Origin of the sequence: Thioclava sp. DLFJ5-1, assembly GCF_002020115.1 — a bacterium.
GTDB classification, from domain to species: Bacteria; Pseudomonadota; Alphaproteobacteria; order Rhodobacterales; family Rhodobacteraceae; genus Thioclava; species Thioclava sediminum.
Window position 1 is genome coordinate 1,164,579 of record NZ_MPZU01000001.1, and the last position, 20,929, is coordinate 1,185,507.

19 protein-coding genes and 2 pseudogenes are annotated in these 20,929 nt (G+C 60.5%); 14 read left to right on the top strand and 7 right to left on the bottom strand.

Translation table 11 applies throughout. The features are described 5' to 3' along the window. Positions 1-182 precede the first annotated feature (182 nt). A complete protein-coding gene (locus BMI86_RS05525; protein WP_078540103.1) occupies positions 183-2,957 on the top strand; it encodes a cation-transporting P-type ATPase in 2,775 nt (924 codons plus the stop codon). 87 nt (positions 2,958-3,044) lie between these two features. Here the strand turns inward: BMI86_RS05525 and BMI86_RS05530 are convergent, their stop codons facing one another. Beyond that, entirely contained in the window at positions 3,045-3,281 is a 237-nt protein-coding gene (locus tag BMI86_RS05530) for a hypothetical protein (protein ID WP_078540104.1), read from the bottom strand. 142 nt (positions 3,282-3,423) lie between these two features. Between BMI86_RS05530 and BMI86_RS05535 the strand changes: the two genes are divergently transcribed. Then, entirely contained in the window at positions 3,424-4,167 is a 744-nt protein-coding gene (locus BMI86_RS05535) for a Crp/Fnr family transcriptional regulator (protein WP_246831630.1), read from the top strand. A gap of 178 nt (positions 4,168-4,345) precedes the next feature. Beyond that, positions 4,346-5,167, top strand: a complete 822-nt coding sequence (locus BMI86_RS05540; RefSeq protein WP_168173791.1) for a Crp/Fnr family transcriptional regulator — start codon at positions 4,346-4,348, stop codon at positions 5,165-5,167. A 70-nt stretch (positions 5,168-5,237) separates the two neighbouring features. Here the strand turns inward: BMI86_RS05540 and BMI86_RS05545 are convergent, their stop codons facing one another. Next, positions 5,238-5,513, bottom strand: coding sequence for a TOBE domain-containing protein (locus BMI86_RS05545; RefSeq protein WP_246831631.1), 276 nt, complete (start codon positions 5,511-5,513; stop codon positions 5,238-5,240). Between the two features lie 794 nt (positions 5,514-6,307). Here BMI86_RS05545 and BMI86_RS05550 point away from each other — a divergent pair. The 3 genes from BMI86_RS05550 to BMI86_RS05560 all read left to right on the top strand — a co-directional run bounded on the left by BMI86_RS05550 (position 6,308) and on the right by BMI86_RS05560 (position 8,707). Then, positions 6,308-6,736, top strand: a complete 429-nt coding sequence (locus BMI86_RS05550; protein ID WP_078540108.1) for a PACE efflux transporter — start codon at positions 6,308-6,310, stop codon at positions 6,734-6,736. Between the two features lie 2 nt (positions 6,737-6,738). Beyond that, complete coding sequence (locus tag BMI86_RS05555) at positions 6,739-7,386, top strand: 5-formyltetrahydrofolate cyclo-ligase (protein ID WP_078540109.1); 648 nt, start codon at positions 6,739-6,741, stop codon at positions 7,384-7,386. Positions 7,387-7,681: 295 nt separating this feature from the next. Then, on the top strand, positions 7,682-8,707 hold the full coding sequence (locus BMI86_RS05560; protein WP_078540110.1) for an IS1595 family transposase: 1,026 nt from the start codon (positions 7,682-7,684) through the stop codon (positions 8,705-8,707). 99 nt (positions 8,708-8,806) lie between these two features. Here BMI86_RS05560 and BMI86_RS05565 read toward each other — a convergent pair whose 3' ends face one another. Beyond that, positions 8,807-9,658, bottom strand: a complete 852-nt coding sequence (locus BMI86_RS05565) for a cation diffusion facilitator family transporter (protein WP_038068544.1) — start codon at positions 9,656-9,658, stop codon at positions 8,807-8,809. 63 nt (positions 9,659-9,721) lie between these two features. On the opposite strand from BMI86_RS05565, the gene BMI86_RS05570 reads away from it, so the two are divergent. From BMI86_RS05570 to BMI86_RS05585, 4 genes and pseudogenes are all read left to right on the top strand, one after another. Further along, positions 9,722-10,072 carry a metalloregulator ArsR/SmtB family transcription factor gene (locus BMI86_RS05570; RefSeq protein ID WP_014132722.1) on the top strand — a complete coding sequence of 117 codons (351 nt, stop codon included), beginning with the start codon at positions 9,722-9,724 and terminating at the stop codon, positions 10,070-10,072. A 410-nt stretch (positions 10,073-10,482) separates the two neighbouring features. Further along, a pseudogene (locus BMI86_RS05575) lies at positions 10,483-11,423 on the top strand (IS5 family transposase). A 55-nt stretch (positions 11,424-11,478) separates the two neighbouring features. After that, positions 11,479-11,880: pseudogene (locus tag BMI86_RS05580) on the top strand (IS3 family transposase); the annotation flags it as partial. 347 nt (positions 11,881-12,227) lie between these two features. Further along, the gene (locus BMI86_RS05585; protein ID WP_210402694.1) at positions 12,228-13,790 is read left to right on the top strand and encodes a Fic family protein; all 1,563 of its coding nucleotides are present in this window, start codon (positions 12,228-12,230) and stop codon (positions 13,788-13,790) included. Positions 13,791-13,802: 12 nt separating this feature from the next. On the opposite strand, the gene BMI86_RS05590 is transcribed toward BMI86_RS05585, so the two are convergent. The 3 genes from BMI86_RS05590 to BMI86_RS21430 all read right to left on the bottom strand — a co-directional run bounded on the left by BMI86_RS05590 (position 13,803) and on the right by BMI86_RS21430 (position 18,017). Continuing rightward, entirely contained in the window at positions 13,803-15,050 is a 1,248-nt protein-coding gene (locus BMI86_RS05590; RefSeq protein ID WP_078540112.1) for a hypothetical protein, read from the bottom strand. 582 nt (positions 15,051-15,632) lie between these two features. Next, the gene (locus BMI86_RS05595) at positions 15,633-16,679 is read right to left on the bottom strand and encodes a GSU2403 family nucleotidyltransferase fold protein (RefSeq protein WP_078540113.1); all 1,047 of its coding nucleotides are present in this window, start codon (positions 16,677-16,679) and stop codon (positions 15,633-15,635) included. Between the two features lie 456 nt (positions 16,680-17,135). Further along, positions 17,136-18,017, bottom strand: coding sequence for a hypothetical protein (locus tag BMI86_RS21430; RefSeq protein ID WP_246831632.1), 882 nt, complete (start codon positions 18,015-18,017; stop codon positions 17,136-17,138). Between the two features lie 113 nt (positions 18,018-18,130). On the opposite strand from BMI86_RS21430, the gene BMI86_RS05605 reads away from it, so the two are divergent. Both BMI86_RS05605 and BMI86_RS20900 read left to right on the top strand, forming a co-directional pair. Further along, positions 18,131-18,637, top strand: coding sequence for a hypothetical protein (locus BMI86_RS05605; RefSeq protein ID WP_078540115.1), 507 nt, complete (start codon positions 18,131-18,133; stop codon positions 18,635-18,637). Positions 18,638-18,706: 69 nt separating this feature from the next. Beyond that, on the top strand, positions 18,707-18,871 hold the full coding sequence (locus BMI86_RS20900; protein ID WP_168173792.1) for a hypothetical protein: 165 nt from the start codon (positions 18,707-18,709) through the stop codon (positions 18,869-18,871). A gap of 92 nt (positions 18,872-18,963) precedes the next feature. Here BMI86_RS20900 and BMI86_RS20905 read toward each other — a convergent pair whose 3' ends face one another. Beyond that, a complete protein-coding gene (locus tag BMI86_RS20905) occupies positions 18,964-19,146 on the bottom strand; it encodes a ribbon-helix-helix protein, CopG family (RefSeq protein ID WP_246831633.1) in 183 nt (60 codons plus the stop codon). 120 nt (positions 19,147-19,266) lie between these two features. On the opposite strand from BMI86_RS20905, the gene BMI86_RS05610 reads away from it, so the two are divergent. Beyond that, entirely contained in the window at positions 19,267-19,755 is a 489-nt protein-coding gene (locus BMI86_RS05610; RefSeq protein ID WP_078540116.1) for a hypothetical protein, read from the top strand. 143 nt (positions 19,756-19,898) lie between these two features. Then, positions 19,899-20,834, top strand: coding sequence for a hypothetical protein (locus BMI86_RS05615; RefSeq protein WP_078540117.1), 936 nt, complete (start codon positions 19,899-19,901; stop codon positions 20,832-20,834). Positions 20,835-20,929 lie beyond the last annotated feature (95 nt).

The following is a 20,929-nucleotide window of genomic DNA, read 5'->3' on the forward strand; positions in this document are numbered from 1 at the left end:
CCAAGCATCGGATGGAAGCGGCGATGTACGGGCCCAATCCTCGCCTGAGGCACGGGCAATGTAGTGAAGCCCCCTCGTCTCAACGGAGTTGCCCGATAAAGTAATCTCCCACATGATGACTGCCGAGTTTCCTGCAGATCAGATTGCACCTGACGCCGCTCCCCGACGCGAGAAGGAGCCACATGCCGTCCCCACCCTATCCGCCCCCGACAAGCGCGGCGAATCTTCACCCAGTCGACACCCGGCTTCTGGCGGAAGAGCAGCATATCATCTCGAGGCTCCATGCACTGCCCCCGAGTGAGGCCCTTCAGGCCGTTTCGGCCAGCGAGGAAGGCCTGAGCAGCGAGGAAGCGGCGGATCGTCTGGCGAGGCACGGTCCCAACCGGCTTCCCGAACCTCCGCCACGCAGCCAATTGCTCCGTTTTCTGGCGCATTTCCATAATGTGCTGATCTATGTGTTGCTCGCATCCGCCGCAGTGACGGGAGCCCTGCAGCATTGGGTAGATACGAGCGTGATCTTGGCGGTTGTAATCGTCAATGCGGTGATCGGATATGTGCAAGAAGGCCGTGCCGAGCAGGCGATGGCTGCGATCCGGGGAATGCTCGCGCCACGGACGGCGGTGTTGCGCGACAGGCGCCGGCAGACCCTCGAGGCGGCCGATCTGGTGCCCGGCGACATCGTGCTGATCGAGGCGGGTGATCGGGTGACAGCCGATCTTCGGTTGATCTCGGCCCGGGGGCTGAAGGCCGAGGAGGCGATCCTGACCGGCGAATCCGTGCCGGTCGACAAGGGCACCGCATCGGTCGCGGAGGATGCGCCGCTGGGCGACCGGAATTCGATGCTCTTCTCGGGCACGCTGGTGGCCGCCGGGGCGGGACGCGGCGTCGTCGTAGCGACGGGCGCACAGACCCAGATTGGCCGGATTAGCGGCATGCTGAGCCGGGTCGAGACGCTGACGACGCCGCTCGTCGCGCAAATGGACCGCTTCGCCCGCTGGCTGACGGTCTTCATCCTTATGGTGGCGGCGACACTCCTGACCTACGGCTACTTCGTCGGCCACCTGCCGTTTTCGGACCTGTTCATGGCCATCGTCGGCCTCTCGGTAGCCGCGATTCCCGAGGGATTGCCAGCAGTGTTGACGATCACCCTCGCTGTCGGGGTGCAGGCAATGGCCCGACGCAACGCCATCGTTCGCCGCCTGCCGGCGATCGAGACGCTGGGCGCAGTCTCGGTGATCTGCTCGGACAAGACCGGAACGCTGACGCGCAACGAAATGACGGTGGCCTCACTCGCCGCGACCGAGCACGTTTATTCCGTGATGGGCAACGGTTACGCTCCCGAAGGCGCGGTGCGCTGGCGCGATGCCGATATCGACCCGGACGACCACGCGGTGCTGATGGAATTCGCCCGCGCCGCGGCGCTTTGCAACGATGCGCTGCTGCACAGCCATGCCGAAGGCTGGCGTGTCGAGGGCGACCCGATGGAGGGCGCGCTCATGGCGCTCGCCGGCAAAGTCACCCGAGACGGGCCCGAGCCCTTCCGCGAATGGTCCCGTGCCGATGCAATCCCCTTCGATGCCGCGCATCGCTACATGGCCACGCTGCACCGCGACCGCAAAGGCCACGCCTGCATCCACGTCAAGGGCGCCCCCGAGGCGGTGCTCGCACTCTGCGCCGACCAGCGCAGCGCCGACGGCAGCACGGAACCGCTGGACGTCGATCACTGGCACGCAGCGATCGAGGAGCTCGCTGCCGAAGGCCAGCGGGTGATCGCGGTCGCCACACGCGCGGTGTCTGAGGGCCACGCCGAGTTGGTGTCGGCTGACCTCGAGGGGCAGCTGACCCTCGTTGGGCTGATCGGCCTGATCGATCCCCCGCGGGCCGAAGCCATCGACGCCGTCGCCGACTGTCATGCCGCGGGTATCCAAGTGAAGATGATCACCGGCGACCATGCCGCCACGGCGCGCGCCATCGCCGGAAGAATCGGGCTGAAGAACGCAGAGCGCGTGCTCACCGGAGCGGATATCGACGCGATGGACGACGCCGACCTGGCTGACGCGGCCGTGAAGACGGACATCTTCGCGCGCACCTCACCGGCCCACAAATTGCGGCTCGTCACCGCCCTGCAATCGCGCGGACTGACCGTCGCCATGACCGGAGACGGGGTCAATGACGCACCGGCGCTCAAGCGCGCCGATGCCGGGATCGCCATGGGTCGAAAGGGCAGCGAGGCGGCCAAGGAGGCCGCCGAAATCGTGCTCGCCGACGACAATTTCGCATCTATCGCCGCCGCAGTGCGCGAGGGCCGGACGGTCTATGACAATATCAAAAAGGTCATCAGCTGGACGCTACCCACCAATGCTGGCGAGGCAATGACGATCGTCGCAGCGCTCTTTGCCGGCATGACACTGCCGATTTCGGCGGTGCAGATCCTCTGGGTAAACCTGATCACCGCCGTGACGCTGGGCGTCGCGCTCGCGTTCGAGCCGTCCGAGCCCGGCACCATGCGTCGCCCCCCTCGCCCGCGCGCCGCGCCGCTGCTGACGGGTCAGCTGATCTGGCACATCGTGCTCGTCTCGTCGCTATTCCTGATGGCGGTCTTCGGAATATATTTCTACGCCACCGACCGGGGCTATTCACCGGTCCTCGGGCAGACGATGGCGATGAACACGTTGGTCGTGCTCGAGATTTTCCATCTCTTCTTCATCCGCAACATCCACGGCACCTCACTCACCTGGGCGGCTGCGCGGGGAACGCCGATCATCTGGGTCTGCGTGCTGACCGTCGTAGCCGCTCAGCTCGCGATCACCTACGTCCCCCCTTTGCAGAAGGTGTTCGGAACACAAGCGGTGCCGTTCCCAGAAGGCGTATTGATCATCCTGATCGGCGTCGTTTTCTTCGTTTTGATAGAGATCGAGAAGCAGATGCGGCTCGCGCTTCGAAGCTTCACCAACTGAAAGGAACCGATTTCAGGAAGATCTAAAGGGCGGACCTATTCGCGTTGTTGCGCCAACTCCGGCTCTCGAAAGAACCCTAAATCCCGGTCAAAGCCTGCGCACGGAATTTCCACCTGCGACGATTGCGCGGATCAGCTCTGCCGTGGCCAGATGCGCCTCCCCTGCGAGAGATGCAGCAGCCGCGTGTTCATGACTTGTGGCCGCATCTTCGAGCACGCCGACGACCTCGGCCTCAGACAGCAAACCACGATCGTTCATCGCCAAGAGCAACGCCTCGCAGATCGACAGCGCAGCGATCCCTGCATATTCCGATTTCGAGGACATTGGTTTCGGCCTTTCCTTGTGGATTTTGGGTCGCCACCGGCTGGTAATGGTGCCAACATGCAATATGACAGAAATTCCTTTCGGCTGGACTGATCGAAAGCAGCTTGAGCTTGCGATACCAGGTCTGTGCTGACCGGGACCAATGGAAAGCAAGCCACGGATGGAAGACACACCACTCGCGCGCAAGCTTTCGGCATTCGTCACCCTAACGGATCAGGAACGCACGGCTCTGAAGCTCTTATTTCGCCACCGCCGCTCGTTCGCGGCGGGACGCGATCTGGTTCATCAGGGCCAATCCGAACACGCCACCTATATTCTCTCGAAAGGATGGGTCTCCTCCTACAAGATCCAGCCCGATGGCGGGCGACAGATCGTCGACTTTCAGGTCCCCGGTGACTTCCTGGGCCTGCGCAGCATACTTTTGCGCACCTCCGATCACAGCTTCGAGCCAGTGGTCGAGATCGAGGCGGCAGAAGTGCGGCTGGATGAGTTGCTCGATGTTTTTAAGACCACACCGCGGCTTGCGACCGCCATACTTTGGGCGGCCTCTCGCGACGAGGCGATGGTCGTCGAGCATCTTGTGGGGATTGGCCGTCGCAGCGCGGATAAACGCGTCGCACATTTTCTTCTCGAGCTTGGCGCACGGCTCTCCTTTGTCGGCTTCGCAGACAAGCGCGGCTTCGATTGTCCGCTCACGCAGTATCATCTGGCCGATGCCCTGGGGCTCAGCGCGATACACGTCAACAGAGCGCTGCGCCAGCTGCGCGAGGTTGGGCTGGTCACCTTTCGCTCGGGCCGCGTTTCCTTCCACGATTACGACCGGCTGATCAGCGAGGCAGAGTTCGATCCCTCCTACATGGATCAGGAAGGCCCTTTGCTGACTTGATTGCATTCGGCACGCTGATCCATGTCAGGACCGTTCCTTATGATTGCGCTAATATAAGATGGAAAATTTGAGCGGAGGTCCGCGAAACCGACCCGCAAGGAAACTTCAGTAAGGCGAGGTCTACATGCGGCTTGATAGTCAACTCACCTGCGCATCATCATCGACCTGTCGACAGTTCGTGGAAGATGGAATTGGATTCTTCGGGGAGATTGACGCATGCGCGGCGAAAGCCTTGGCGACGCGAACACACGTCGCCCGCTTCCCTTCGGGCACGACCATCTTTGCCCAGGGCGAACCCGCTGCCTCGATTGGTATTCTATGTTCTGGAATCGTCAAAGTCGTCAACCAGACTGAAGACGGTGAAATGCACATCCTGAGCCTGCTTTCCCCCGGCGATATCATTGGTGATCTCGGAACCTCCGAGAACAGGTTGGCTTGGGAAGCTGCGACAGATGTTGCCCTTTGCTGGATGACGCGTTCGAGTTTTGAAGCGCTGCTGTCCGAGCACGCAGCGTTGCAGAAAGGCTATCTCGCCGCGACCGTCCGCCAGCTCGAGAAGGAACGCCTCTGGGCGTCATCCCAGCGCGGCAAGGGAACGACACAACGTGTTGCGGCCTTATTGTTTGCGCAGCTGCCAGCGAAATCCAGCACGACGAATACAGAGTTGCCGATATCACTTAAGCGGCGCGACATCGCCTCTCTGCTGAGTATGTCCTGCGAGTCTCTCTGCCGAGCTCTTCACAAGATCAGAGAGACAGGGGCAATCCGCATGCCTACGCCCGCTCTGATCGTCGTGCAGCAGCCTGGCACTTTGCTCGCGATCGCAAAAGGCGTGGGGGCGTCGCTCCCCAACGGCATGATGAATAACGGCATGAGGAACCGACCGAAACTCGACGACTCTTTTCCGATAACGGCCCATGCGCCAAGGCGTATGAAGCCAGTCATGATCAAGGCCATCGAAGATGAAATCGGTTTTCTGCTGCCAATCGGGAGGCCATGAAGAGACGCTGCGAACACCTCGAAATGTGCCGAAATGGCGATATCGGTCGAGAGCCCGCGCGTGACGCCCATTATTCGTCGGGGTGGAACAGATGCGTCCGGGCGGGGTCGAACGCCAGATCGATCCGTTCGCCGCGCTCGAATTGCTTGTCCTCGCTGAAGGCGGCGATCAGGCTCGTGCCATCCTCCATTGCCAGATCGACGACCGTTTCACTGCCCAGCCGTTCGACCAGAGACACCTGACCGTGCAGGACGCCCTGATCGGGCGTGCTGGGGGTGACGTACTGCGGGCTCAGACCCAGCAGAGCGGTGCCTCCGGGGGCGAAGGTGCGGCCACGGACGGGCACGATGACCTGTCCCCCTTGGGTCCCTCGTTCATAGCGAGTGTCTGCAGGTCATCAGCAAACCTATGAAAGGCTACGGGAATCGGGGTGGTCTGGAACCCTTCTTATCTCTCGTAAAATGACTTGTCAGTGGAGTTGGGCGGCCTCTGCGGCCCCCACGAGAGACATGGCAGGGGCCGCGAGACCGTTCTGGCAGGCAATATACCTAGGGAGGAAGCCAGAACGGGTTCGTCACATTCAATCGCCGCCCATGCTTACCACCGATATGAGCACCCCAGATCACCGAGGCGTCAAGAATGGACACACTGCGAAGACCGAGCGAGCGATGATGTGGTAGCGCATCGACAGTTTCGTTGACGCCCGCCGACGGCCTTGCGACGACAGAACACCTCATCTCGGCACAAGTTCCAACCGACACTATGATCTTCCGAATATCTGCAATGGTCATGGACGTTCAGGGGCGAAACTCGCTGCATGGGATCCCGACCGACTGCCAGGGGCTTCTAACCGAGTGGCGATCTTGGTCTGAGAAAATCAGCAATGTCTTTCGGGATAGCGGTGCCTCCTGGTGGCTCTCTTCATTTGGGCAATCGGCATTGGACACCCCATCCCGGCTCGTCCGTTTCCTCAGCGTGCGAAGGCCGCGAGGCACGGCCCCCGTGGTCCCTGGACAGCGCAGTGCCCCCAAGCTTGAAAAACCGACGCACGGGTCCCACCATAGGGAGACCCCGAGGATGACCTCGCCCGACCAGAAGGTCGGCACGCTTGACCTCCAGCCCGACACTTGAAGACCTTCCATGCGCAGCACCCCAGACCGTATCCGCCAAGCCGTGAGCTTCGAACTCATTGGTCTCCTCATCGTAACGCCGCTTTTCGCTTGGGCTTTCGATCATCCGATGGAGGAAATGGGCGTGCTCGTCGTGCTTGGCGCAACAGCGGCCACTGCCTGGAACTATCTTTTCAACCTGGCCTTCGATCATCTCCTGCTCTGGCGTCGTGGCGATGTCCGTAAGACTATGCCAATTCGGATCTTTCACGCGGTGCTTTTCGAGGTGACGCTGCTTACCCTGCTTCTGCCGGTTTTCGCATGGTGGCTCGACGCTTCCCTGCTGACCATTCTCGTGATGGAACTGTCCTTTGCAGGCTTTTACCTCGTCTACGCCTTCGTTTTCACTTGGGGATACGATACGATCTTCCCGCCTCAGAAACGTGATCGGATGGCATAAACATGGATGACGATGCGACCGGAGGAGCCCCCGCCTGCTTTGCTCATCTTCTGGTCGACGGGCACCTGGTCGATCCCGAGGCAGCACGCGATGTGGCGCGGTTCCGACGGGCGGAGCGCGCGCGGCTTGTGGCCGCGCGGGCCTTGTCAACGGAAGACCGAGAGCGCGCGACCGCGCGCTTGATTGACGGTCTCGAGAGAATCCTCCCCCTCGACGCCGCCACGACAGTGGCCACCTACTGGCCAATCCGGGGCGAACCGGATCTGCGGCCCTGGATGCGCAAGGCACACGACGTCGAGGCCGAGGTTCTGTTGCCCGTCGTCGTCGCGCGAGATGCGCCGCTCGAATTCCATAGGTGGTCCCCGGAATGCCGGATGGTGCGCGGCGTCTGGAACATTCCCGTGCCGGCCGCAGGCGAACCTCGCACGCCCGACATCGTGATTGTCCCCCTTGTCGGGGTCGACACGACGCTTCACCGCCTTGGAAACGGGGGCGGCTATTACGACCGGACGCTCCCCCGTTTCGAGAAAAAACCGCGGATCGTCGGCATAGGTTTTTCGGGCTGCCTCTTGCCAACCATCTACCCGATGCCTTGGGATGTGCCGATGGATGAAATCCTTCTGTCGGATGGCACCCATTTGACGAGATAGCGCAGAGAGAAGCGGTGTCCCCGCCTGGTCACGCCTCTATCGTAGTTCCGCGCCGCACTCCTTCTGCTGTAACGAGCGCATCAGATACCACGCACAATCTCGAGGCACTGGTCACCAGCGCCCCGGGAGGTCATCGACAGTTTTATTTACCCTATTATCCACGAGAAAAAGCATGGCTTCCGGAAGTGCTCAGCCTGCTTGCCTCGCGTAGGCCCCGGCTACGCCATAACGTCGTCGCTTCCGGTTAGGAGAGATCGGCCAATCTTCTGGGTTTCCCCCGAAGCGAGGCTACCCCATGATCTCCGAACTGAAGTCCGTCCGCGATGTCTGGAAGAAGATGCCGACCGAACGTCACGCGCGGCTCTTCCTCGAGAACGCCATCTGGGGCGATGGTCGGTTCTGTCCACATTGCGGCAGCTTGAGTTCGCGCCCGCTGCGCGGTGCATCCGTGCGCCCCGGCCTGTATCAGTGCATCGAGAGGGAATGCCGCAGCCAGTTCACCGTCACCACCAGAACGCCGCTCCACGCGACGAAGCTGGATCTCCGGACCTGGATCGCCGCGATGTTCCTCGTGCTGACGTCTTCCAAGGGCATCTCGTCGGTCGTGATGTCGCGCATCTTGGGGGTGAACCAGAAGACCGCGTGGAAGCTTGGCCATGCGATCCGCGAGATGATGGATGATCGGCAGGGCATTGCCGGTCGACTGTCGGGTGTGGTCGAGGTCGATGAAGCCTTCGTCGGCGGCAAGCCAAAGTTCCGCCATGGCGTCAAGAACAAGCGGGGGAGAGGAACCGGCAAACCGATCGCGCTCGTTGCTGCGGCGCGGAACGGTCAGGCGCGAGCCGTGCTCATCCCGAATGCTCAAGGGCGCACGATGAAGCCCATCATCGAGCGCTGGATCGACCCGACCTCGGCGCTCATCACCGACAAGAACCCGAGTTACGGAAAGATCGGGGCATCTTTTGCCAGCCACCATACAATCCAACACAACAAGCGCCAGTATGCGAATACGAAGACCGGGGCGCACATCAACACCGTCGAGGCGGTGAACGCGGTTGTCCAGCGCGCTCTGATCGGCGTGTATCACCGTCTCGGACGGAAGCACCTACAGCGATACCTGGACGAGATCATCTGGCGGTGGAACCACAGGACCCCGGAGAGCAAAGTGCGGAAGCGGAAGTCTTCATCGGGCCTCTCAACCGCCGAGACCACGACAGTATGGAGGCCGATCCCGGTTGTGGACCAGATGCGCGGCCTGCTCTGCGGAGCCGTCGGACGCCAGATGAGACGCACACCATCGTGGGGTCTTCGGTGGCCATGACCCCGTCACTGCGAAGGTCCGCTGAGAGCCCAAAGTTCCGGACTCGCTGCGCAGTGGCGAATGTCGGTTTCCGGTTCGCACGTCAGCTTTTCCGCCAGATCACTCGGTTTCTGACAGATCACTCCGCGCATCCCGGATGATCATCCATGACGAATGCAGGAACAGCCCTGCGATGGCGAAAGCAACGATGAGGTCAGGCCAGGCACTGCCGAGCCAGGCGACCAGTCCGGCAGCGATCACCACGGCGAGGTTGCCGATGGCGTCGTTCCGGGAGAACAGCCATACGGCCCGCATGTTGGCGTCGCCCTTGCGGTGTTTTAGCAGCGGCAGCACCGCAAGAATGTTTACGATCAGCGCGCCCACGGCGAAGGCTCCCATTAACCCGGCCTCTGGTGTCGTCTGATTCAGGACACGCCAGATTGTGCTGCCGACAACGCCAAGCCCCAGAAATCCCAAGAACACGCCCTGGATCATCGCCGACCGCGCCCGCCATGTCAGACTCCAACCGATAGCGAGCAGGCCCAGAAAGGTGATTGCGCCGTCGCCCAAAAAATCCAGGGCATCTGCTTTCAAAGCTTGCGATCCGGACAGGAATCCGCCGAACATCTCGATCACCCCGTAGCCGAGATTGAGCAGGACCACGATCCAGAGCGCGCGGCGATAGCTCGGGTCTTTGTAAGCCGGATCGGACGATGTATCCCCGCTCTTGATCAGCTCAAAGCCATAGCCGGTTGCGTCCAGTGCTGGACGCACTTTCGGCAAGTCGTCTTCGGCGATCCGCAATGTCATGACATGGGTTGCGGCAGACACCTTCACATCGCCTTCAGCCACGCCCGCAGACCGAGCGGCCCGTTCGATCTCGGCGGCATCCTTGGCGCAGTCCATGCCATGCACCCGCATCCGGATCGGCAAAGACGTTGTAGGCAACGTGGTGTTATCTGCTCGGCTCATATGCGATCCTCTTGAAGGTAGCGTGCGAAAGAAGTCGCCGCTAACGTATCAGTGGATAATGATATGACATTGCAAAACATTCAAGACGATCTTTCGGCAGCTGACACCCTTGAGCCGCGGGCAAAGCTCTTCCGGGGTCTCGGCGACCCCAGCCGTCTTGCGATCCTCGATGCGCTACTGTCGGACGAACGCAGCGTGCAGGAAATCGTTACCCAAACAGGGCTTGGTCAGCCCAATGTCTCGAACCATCTGCGCTGCCTTTTGGATTGCGGTCTGGTCAGTCGCAGGAACGAAGGTCGGTTCGTCCGGTATCGCCTTGCGGACAGGCGGATCGCTGATCTCATCCGCGACGCAGATCAACTACTTGCCTCGACAGCCGTAGGGGTCGATGCCTGCCGAAGCTATACGGATTAACCGACGTGTCCTGCTGCAATGTTCTATTGGTGCGCCAGGCCTAAAGCAGCCATTTGCGCAGCCGCAGCAAAATGGCGCTTTGTCCGCAAAGCGGACCTCCTACATTCACCGGGGCTTGCAAGCGCAGCGAGTTGCAGCCTCGGCTGGCCGCGTTGCAGCAAACTGGACTGGGGCCGAGCACATCGATACGGCTGGGCTGGTCTCAAGCAAGGCTTGCGGTGACCTGCCACGGCTCGTTCATCCGTTAGCGACCGGAGCTCGGTCGGATGTTGCTCTGCCGACGTTTTTTGGACCGCTGGGCGGTCGACCGCCGGGGCTTAGAGTGCCCCACAAGGCCGACCTACGGGGCTCTGTTGCACAAATCCCGTGAAGGGATTCATGTTGTGAATCCAGCGTGGTAGCTGGCCAGCATGAGCAGACCGACGCCCCCGACCTACAAGACCAGGAACTGGCCATCCTACAATGAAGCGCTCAAGCGCGTCGCGTCGCGACCTCACTGACGATCTGGTTCGACCCCGAGATGAGCTGGGAGGCCGCGCCGACCGGCAGGCGCGGTCGCCAGCAGAGCTATAGCGACGCCGCGATTCAGACCTGCCTTTCGATGAAGGTGTTGTTCGGTATGGCTCTGCGACAGACGACCGGGTTCGTCGAGAGCTTGTTGCGCTTGGTCGGCCTTGAATGGGCGGTGCCCGACTTCAGCACGCTGTCTCGTCGCCAGAAGACGCTTGCCGTGAACATTCCGTATCGCGGCTCCAAGGGGCCGTTACACCTTCTTGTCGACAGCACAGGGATCAAGGTTGAGGGTGAAGGCGAATGGCACGCGCGCAAACATCGCGGCCCAAAGCGGCGTGTCTGGCGTAAGCTCCATCTAGGGGTCGACGAGCAAACATTGGAGGTTCGTGCCGTCGAGATCACGGGAAGCAACATCGGAGATGCTCCGGTTCTGCCCGACCTGCTCGACCAAATCCCCGAGGATGAAGAGATCGGCAGCGTCACGGCAGACGGTGCCTACGACACCCGCAAATGCCATGACGTCATCGCCGAGCGTGGCGCTCATGCCGTCATCCCGCCTCGCCGGAATGCGAAGCCTTGGAAGACCGCCACCGCTGGCGCTATCGCACGCAACGAAACTCTGCGGGCATCTAAGTATCTGGGCCGCGCCCTGTGGCGACGATGGAGCGGATACCACCGCCGGAGCCGCGTCGAAACCAAGATGCACTGCGTGAAACTTCTGGGTCAGCGCCTCATGGCGCGGGACTTCGATCGCCAGATCGCGGAACTTCAGGTCCGCATCGCCATCATGAACGGTTACACCGCGCTCGGCATACCCGTCACGGAAGCTGTGGGATAAGTCCGTCCGGGGAAAGGGGAACCTCGGCCATCAAACGATTTGTGCAACAGAGCCCGGCTGGTCGCTGCAGAGCCGTCAGACGAGCGATGTCGTGCTACAAGCGCTGTTGATGGCGACATGGCGGAGAAAGCCAAGAGAAAAGGTTCTGATTCACTCGGACCAAGGATCTCAGTTCACCAGCATGGACTGGGCGGCGTTCCTGCGGGCCCACAATCTGGAGCACTCGATGAGCCGCCGCGGGAACTGCCACGACAATGCGGTTGCCGAGAGCTTCTTCAACCTGCTCAAGCGCGAGCGGATCAGGCGACGGACCTACCGAACTCGCGAGGAGGCAAGGCAGGACGTGTTCGACTACATCGAGATGTTCTACAACCCGAAGCGCAAGCACGCCCGGAATGGAATGCTGTCACCCGCCGACTTCGAGCGGCAGCAGAAACTGAGACACGAAGGCGTCTAAGAAACGCGGGGCTATTCAGACACCTAGCGCCGGATACACCTCTCCGACCGGCAAGTGCAGACCTCTCACGAAGTAATCGGTCATAAGATTTCGGTCGGAAATCTATCGTTCCACTGCTCGTGCCAACGTTGCACCCATCGCGATCTTACCGCGCCACCGCCGATCACGGACACGATCAAGCGCGTGCTTGGAGAGAACGTCCCAAGATTTCGCCCGGGAGACCGAACCTGAGCCGCCTGCGAGCGCTTGGCGGCGGCAGCAGTGACGAAATTCGAAAGAAAATCGCTTAAAGTGAAGAAAATCGACACGAGGTGAAGGTTATCTACGCGGATGATCTTGCAGCTTAGGTGAAAAAAAATCTAAACAAAACCAATCAAAGTGATTATTTTCGTGGCGCGGTGATGAATTTCTACGGACGCAAGCTCCCCGGCCCGGGCCGGATTGCAGGATATGGCTGGCTGATCAGTGAGCTCGGTCTACGCACGCCCATGCCGCGCCGCTTGGCTCTTGTCTCCGATCACCACGAACGCCGGTCCGAGCCGGAATGGGAGATATTTCGATCGGAGCAATGGCCGGGTGAGGCCGTCTTCGATCACCTGACCTTTGCCATCAAGAACGAAGGCATCGAACTTCGGATCATGCATGAGGTCACAAGGGTTGCAGACCCTTCCGAGATTTCCCGAGCCTTGAAGGGAGCAACCGGCCTCGTCGCGCGTCGGCTTTGGTTCTTTTGGGAATGGCTGACAGGCGAGATGCTGGATCTGCCTGACCTTGGGAAGGTGAAGTATCAACCCGCGCTCGATCCAGACATCTATTTCGCGATCGATCCAGGGAGTCGATCGGCCCGTCACAAGATTATCGATAACCTGCCCGGCACCCCGACCTTTTGTCCTCTCGTGCAGAGATCCCCGAGGCTCGAGCAGCTGATCGCGCTTCAACTTCCAGCTCTGGCAAGGGGGATCACAGGAAAGGCGCCGCAACATATCGTGTCGCGCGCCGCGGCTTTCCTGTTGCTTGACGATTCCAAGGCTTCCTTTGCGATCGAGCAGGAGAAACCAGGCCCCCAGCGAGCAGCCCGCTGGGCACGTGCGATCGGCGAGGCAGGAAGCCATCCGCTATCGCAGGGCGAGCTTGAGCGCCTGCAACAAATTGTCTTGCGAGATGCGCGCTTCGTAAAGCTGGGGGTTCGCAAGGAGGGTGGCTTCATTGGTAGCCACACCCGCGACGCAAGGGCCCCGGAGCCAGTGCATATCAGCGCCCGGCATGAAGATCTGGCTGACCTCCTGGAGGGACTCGCGCTCTATGAAACGCGGGCTCTCGAGGGCGGTGTCGATCCGATGGTGGTCGCGGCCGCGGTGTCGTTCGGTTTTGTCTACATCCACCCCTTCGAGGATGGGAACGGCCGTCTCCATCGGTATCTGCTGCACCATGTTTTGGCCCGTGGCGGGTTCAATCCGACGGGCCTGGTCTTCCCTATCAGCGTCGTGGTCCACCGGCGTATCGAGGAATACAGCGATGTTCTAAAGTCCGTCTCGGAGCCTATGATGGAGTTCATCGAGTGGAAGCCCACAGCCCGGGGGAATGTGGAAGTCCTGTCTGACACAGCGGCGCTTTACCGCTTCTTCGACAGCACCATGCATGCCGAGTTCGTCGCCGATTGTGTTAGGGAAACGGTCGAGCAGGACCTACCCAGGGAAATTGACTACATTGAGCGCTATGATCGGTTCAAATCCAGTGTCGACGCGTTGCTGGACATGCCCGCCCCAATGGTGGATTTACTGCGAGGTTTTCTGGAACAAGGCAACGGCACGCTATCCAGACGTGCCTTGCGCAAGGAGTTCTCGGCGCTGACGGAAGAGGAAGTCACCCTGATAGAGGAGGCCTACGCGGCAGCCTGGCCTCCCGGTTGAGTTCCGCCAGGTCTACCCCATCCCCGGTCCGTCAAACTCCTCATCGCGCACCGGCTGCAGCGCACCAACGCCGGTCTCCACGGCTTGCACCAGAAGATTCAGAACTCCCTGGATCATACGGTCTTCGTCGCTCTCGCCAAGCGCCTTGAGGCAGTGCGGCATATCTTCCATCACGATGGCGCCATTCAAAATTTGAGCACGGCCTTCGGTGAGCGCGGTTATGACCTCGCCAACGGCGGCTTGCTTTTCCACAAATTCCAGAGCTCTTCGGTCGAGTTCCGCGAACGCGCCCCGCATCTGCTCCGCATTCGCCTTGCGCGCCGCATGCTGTTTCGTCGATAGACGCGCTTTTCGCGGCCCGTCGCGCAGCAACCCGCAAGGCGCTCCGACCGCCGTGTAATAGTCGTCCTGGAACTGCTGCATGGCCGCACGGTAGGCGGCCATTTCGGGAACCTCACCGCGCAGTTTTCGAGCCGCTTTCAGGTGGGTGCGGTTCTCTTCTTTCCACTCAGCGAGCGCCGCAGCATTTTCAGCGCGCACCTTGCGTGAGGCCGAGCGCCACGCCGCGAGACGCGCTGCATTATGCACCTTGTTGCGCGCGATGGTCTCCGGTCGCGTGCCAAGAGCCCGCTTGCGCGGTCTCGGCGGAAGCGGCTTGGGGAGGGGACGCGGGAGCGAGCAAATGGCCGAAGGGGTCTCGCAGGAGGCGCGCACCGCTGCAGCCGCGCGCTTGCCCGCGTGTAACTTGTTCGCATCGAGCTTCGGATCTTCGACATTGACCGCGAGGATGTGGAGGTGGACATGGGCCTCATCGAGATGCAGCACGGCCGCCCACTCCACGCCCTGCGGCATCCGGCTTTTAAAATGCGCAAGCACTCGCTGCACCCAGGTCTTGACCTCAGGGGCATGCCGTCCCCCATCATGGGTCAGGGTCTCCACCGAAAGAGGGTGCGAGTGAATTTCTGAGTAGAGCGTCGCCGCATCCCGGCGCAGCCGACGCTCATAGCTCTTGCCCGTTGCGCTCTGCACAGTCTCACGGATCGTCTCCACCTTCTTGGCCCAGAGCGCCTCGAGCTTTTTGAGCGTCGTCGTGCCGTCAAGCTTGATTGGCGCTTTCGGCTCCGCAACATGGCGCGAATAGCGTGGCACCCGCATCGCCTCGCCAAAGACCTGTGCGGCCGTGTTCACCTGTTCCGGCGCCCCCTTCACCTTGCGCGGGGCGGCCGAGTAACATTCGATATGGACAAACTGATAGCTCATGGATCATCTCTTCTCTTCCCGGCTTGCACTCGAGGATAAGAGGGTGACCTGAAAAAACGGGCAGGAGACCGATGCGAAAAACGGCGCCAAGGTCCTGTCGAGAAAAGCTAGCTATATGACAGACTGTCGGTAGGTTTTTCGAACGGCTGGATGCGGGCCTGGGCGGAAGCGCCGAAAAGGACCCCATGGAAACGCTCTGCCGCATCGTTGCCCAGAAGCCAGAATCCTGCTCTCCGGCACCAGCGGTGCCCTGCGCGATCTGGAAAGAGAGAGTATGCCCGCCGCTGAAGTCACGGCCGCCGCTTTTCGCGAAACAGGCATCGCGCCAACCCTTCCCTCCGGGTGAGTATCGAACAGCTTGCCTCTCGTGGCGCGGCGCGTGTGTTTTCAGGTATACCCAAGGACCCATGTCGTGATCGAAACGAAGATCCGAAAGGTCGGCAACTCTGCCGTTTGCCGCCGTCTTTGTCATCCATGATCGACAGATTTCCCGCCACGGCGGCGCGTCCGAGCTGCGTGACCAAAAGGCCCCACCACAAGCCTCTTCCAACCTACGGGATTGGTGGGGGAGGCTCATCCTGTTCAGAGGTCATACCACCCCGGGTCGGGGTCGTCCGTCTCGGCCTCGATCCACCTCAGGGCCTTCGCGGCGTCCGGCGCCTCCCTCAGGGACGCCGAGAGATGTTTTCGCCAAGTCGGGCCCCGGCTGCGGATGTCGCGCAAGGCGTTCATCGTCTCTTTTGGCCGGGCCTCCGCCAGGACCTTCAGGAGCCAAGAGGCCTGTCGGAGGTCCTTGTTCCGCTTGCTCTTGAAGCACCCCGTCCTGAGCTGGGCCACGATCAGCTTGTGCAGGGCGAACCGCTCCGGGGCAGGGACCGTAACCTCCACCCCTTCCCGGTAGAGGGCCACGACCCTCACCGGATCTCGCAGGGAGAACTCCAGCAATCTCAGCGCTGCGACCGGCTCCTGACTGCCCTCATGGAAGTAGCTCGTCTCGCCGCCGCGAGCGACCGGCCCGATGATCTCGATCTCGATGTTGTCCTGAACGACGTGCTTTGAGGTGTCGGCCGGGCCCATCGGAAACCGCGTCTCGAACTCGAGTCCGGCGCTCCGAAGGCGGCTCGTAAGCGGCTCTCTCGGACCGACGAGGCGGATATGCGAGGGCGCGAGCATGCCTACGTCACCGGTAAAGACCATCTCCCGCGCGGGGGCGGCGACCCCAAGAAGGGCGGGGTAGAGGCGGAACGCGTTCGTCCCCCCGAGGATCCCGCCGATCTCGAAGAATCCGACTCGAGACAAGGAAGAGAGGACCTTCCCGGTGTTAACGTCGAGCGAGAGGAGCCCGGCGGCCCTCAGCATCGAGACCAGGGTCGCGTTCTTCTTTCGCCAACCGTCGTAGACCTCCCGCTCGGCGCGCGCGGCCGCGACGGTCGCCAGGACCTCCGGCGTTTCAGGGCCGATCGTTTTCTCCACGACCCGGTCCCCTATGCGGCGCCTCGACACCCAATAGCCCCGACCGGACTTCTCGATCCGCATGATGGACCCAAGGACGGAGAGGGGTGGCCGGGCCCGGAACCTCTGCATCAGCTCATGATAGGCAGTCTGGATCGGGACCGGGAGATACTCCATCAGGCATCCTATACATTATATTACTTTGTGTAGGAAATTACAGCTCCCCTGGCCCCGCGTCCAGCTGTCAGCGACTGCAGGCAGCGGCGCCCTGCGCAACTCGACGCGAGAAACCATGCCCGGCGCCGAGGTCATGGCAGCCGCTTTTCGCGAAACGGGCATCCCGCAGGCGCGGCTTCTTCTCGAGAGCCGCTCACGCAACACCTCCGAGAATGCGCGCTTCAGCTACAACCTCGCGCAGCCCGAGCCGGACGAGACCTGGGTCCTCGTCACCAGCGCCTTCCATATGAGACGCGCGATGGCGAGCTTTGAGCGGGCCGGATGGGACGGGCTCATCCCCTACCCTGTCGATTATCGCGACGACGGGTTTCTCGAAGATACTGGCTGGGATCTCGCAGGGCATCTCGACATGCTGGATCTCGCGCTCAAGGACACAATTTCTCTTACCGGCGTCATTCAGTCTTCATCGGGCGGCAACCAGATGAAGTCTTCGTCATCCAACCCAGATATATCATCAGGGCTATCCAGATCTTCTAGCTTCTGCGGCTCAACTTTTCTCGGAAGCTCGATCTCCCTGCCCACAACGGCAGATGCAATCTCCGTCAAGAAACGGTGCCCTTTCTCCGTAACTTCCGGTAACTTAACGCGCCTATCTTCGCGGCTGACCCTCAACTCAATGAGGCCCAGTCCTTTTCCGCCTTTTGGCCCCTCTCCCAGCACCGCGATGTGTCGAGGGAAGTTCGGAATTCCCAGTTCGTCCGCCAGCGCATGTGCTGGCGTCCCATTGAAGCCGAACTCGCGTTGACGGGCACCTAGGAACAAAAAGACAGTCAGGGTCCCCAACCTGAGCGTGGGAAAGCGTGATCGCACAGCTCTGAGCGCCGGCAATTGACTACTCAGTAGGTGCTTGACCATATCACCATGCGGCGCATCGGCACCTGCGGGGCGCGCGAATATCCGAGCGAATTCTTCGCCCGCCTTAGTGACGAAGATTTTGCGCGAGCGACAATTCTCGACATCTCTTCGTTCGAGAAACCCCAACCCCTCTTTCTTCCACCTCCCAGATGAAAGCGCTTCGACTTGAGGCGCAACCTGATTGTATTCCAGTCCGGTCAGATCGACGATTTCTTCGTTGGTGATCCCGTCCCCGGTCATACCCGCAACGATCGATAGGAAAGTATAGCAGGTTGCCACGGTGATGTTCGGATGCTGCCGTCGTGCGTCAGCACATGCCTCGCAGAACGCGCGAAACATCGGATCATCGTATCCAGCGGTTTCCCAAGGCGAAAAGAAAAAGAAGAAAGCTGAACCCTCCAGATCGCGGATGCCTTTAAACAACTAGCTTCAGGTCGAGCCTTCCGCAAGACGAGCAAGGCAGCTTGACACCTGCAATCAAATCTTCTACATATTTTGCAATAGATTTGATAGACTCGTAGTCAGAAAGGTGCTTCATGACCGCTTCCGCCCTCGCCACCCAAAAAACCGACATCGACATCCCGTCCGAAATTGCGTCGGCACTGAACCTCTCGAATGATACTTCGAGCGAGCACGCCAAAGTTGATCGCGACCGTCTTTTTGATCTCCTCGGGAATTTCACTGCGATGGTGCGCGCGGGATTTCCCATTCTGTCAGAAATCCAGTGGCGCCTGATCTTGAGGGGAATCCAAGAACCTCACGAGCAAATCCTCGGCGCCATGGGCACTGCACTGGCACATCTTCCCGCCAGCTACATTACTTGGCAACTTCAGGAAGGGCATGAATTCGGCTTCGACGAAAGTGACATCGAAGAGGTCTCGAAATTCGGCGCGGCTGAAACTGTTGCCGCCTATCTCGTCGCTGATCGTTTTTGGCATTCGAACGAGGGCGACATCACTTCGCTTCGAAAAGTTCTTTCCGAGGTTTCCGGCCGCCCCGAGGAGTGCGTCCTCAAAGGCGACCCCGACTCCTTGGAGCTTTAGGAGGTGTCGAAGGTCGCTATCCTGAGCGATCATTCAGTGCGCGCCCACTTCGACTATTGCGAAAAACCGATGGCAAAGCTGGATGCATCGCTTTCTGCCGACAAATCCGAACTCACGTTGCGGACTTTCGAATGCTTTTCATCGAGTCCGCTGATTGAACCAGGTTACAGCTTGAGATCTGCCCTTTTCCAGATGGCTCTTAAGCAAATGTTCGAAGCAATCGATCAAAGCTAAGCGCCGAGGGAATCTCGGCACCTGCGCCTCACAACAAGCGCGTAGGTGTCGCGCATCCCGACACCCGCCTCAACGCTCGAATTGGAGTGAACTTACTTCTGGCCATGATCTTCCAGATAAGCCTCGACTGCTCGACGTATAACTTCCGGTCGTGTCGGCAGGTCCTCCGCGGTGCGCCGGTACGCATCAATCGCTTCCACCATCTCGTGGGTCATACGCACCATCACCGGCTCTGTGCCTGCGGGCGGTCGACCCATCTTTTTCTTCTCTGACATGTAAGGACCTCACAAACAGGATTGACTTTGTGATTACACGCTTACATGATACGCGGGCGAAGGCAAGAGTTGCCGCTCCTGCCCCGCCCTGACCACAGCCATCTCGGATAGGAGACAACCATGGCTATCATCGCGAATATCATGCGCCACATTCGGAATGAAGGCGCGAATGACGATCCCGCAGCATCGATCCTGACGCTGTTCCCACAATTTCTCGAAGCCTTCGCCGATTTTCTCGATTACGAGAGCTACCTTTCGGCCGTGCAGAGCTGGGACCCGGCCTTTGCCAGCTGGCAGAGGGCGTCTGATGAAGCTCAGGAGAGAATGCTGGAGCTGCAAAACGAGATCCTCGCAGAGACACCCAGCCTTCCCGCCGAGAAGCCGATCAAACTCATCGTCTACGCCATTCGGATGGCGCTTCTCGACGAAGACGGCGCGCAACGTGTGCAATTTCGCAAGCTGATCCGAAACCGCGGCCATGAGCTTCTGATCACCGAGACCTGCGACGCGGATCGGCGGATCAACGAGTTGCTCAAGCGCACCGTGATCCTCTTCGATCAGCTGATCGACGTCTTTTCGTTCGATGAGCTCGAGCAGGCCGAAGCCTGATCTTCCTACATACCGCGCGGAAGTGACACCGGCCCTCCTTGGGGCCCGTGTCAGAGCACGCCTACCTGAAGGTCAATTGTGACCCGCTCGGGTGCGGTTTGCCGCGCCCGTTCACACAGCACAATTTCACGGAGGGCTCTCTCATGGCCCAAGCTCCCAAAACCAACATGACAATCCGCGGCGAAACCCACCCGATCTGGCCCGGTCCCATCCATCCGCAATGGCACGCCGCAGCTGCCAAAAAGGGCTATCACGTGCTCGCGCGCGTGAAGAACAAGGACAACCTCGCCCTCGCATGCAAGAAGTGTCGGGGAACGTTCGTCTGCCGTCACAGCGTTCTGACAGGCTTCCAGCCGCAATGCCCAAACTGCAAGGAAGCGCGCTGGATCGCCGATGCGAAAGTGAATCGCCTCACCTTTGTGAAGCGCGATGAAAAGGACCGTCATTATGGGCATTTCATCGTGTCCTGCGGCCACACGAAGCGACTGCAATTCGGCCGAACGAAGAAGATCGCGACCGAAGGTGGTGAAATCATCTGCGAGCGCTGCACTTTGGAGCGCTACAAACGCGAGGCGCAGGCTTACGGTTGGGAGCTGGTTGGCCCCGACCCCAATGGAGACAAAGACTATCGTCTCTACCGACATGCGGAAGGCTGCGGCGAGTCGTGCCGTGTCTCGATCGGCAATATGAAGACCCAGCGTTTTCAGTGTCCGAGTTGCGGCAAGGGCTGGTCGAATGAACCGAGTTCCATCTATTTCGCGGAAATCGATCTTGGCAAAAGAACCGTCCTCAAACTCGGCTTCTCCGGGAACACCTACTCGCGCTTCGAGTATCAGCTCTTCGTGCGGAAGGTGCTGCCATATCGGATCCTCGCCGAAATCCATTTCCCCACCGGGCGCGCTGCGCTGCGAGCGGAAAAGAAGGTCCACAAACGCCTGATCGAGCGTTTCCCGGATGGCGTGGTGCCGCATGCGGTTTATCGCAAGCACCTCAAGGTGAAATCGGAAATCTACCGGCCCGAGCTGCGCAATGCCATCTTCGCCGAGCTGGCCGAGGTCGAAGGGCGCGCAAGCACCTAGCCGATCCGAGGGCTCGTTCCGGGCATTCGCCGCACGCGACCTGCCCCAGGAACCTTCCCTTCGTCACATCGCCCAAACGGTCCCGCGACTCGCGG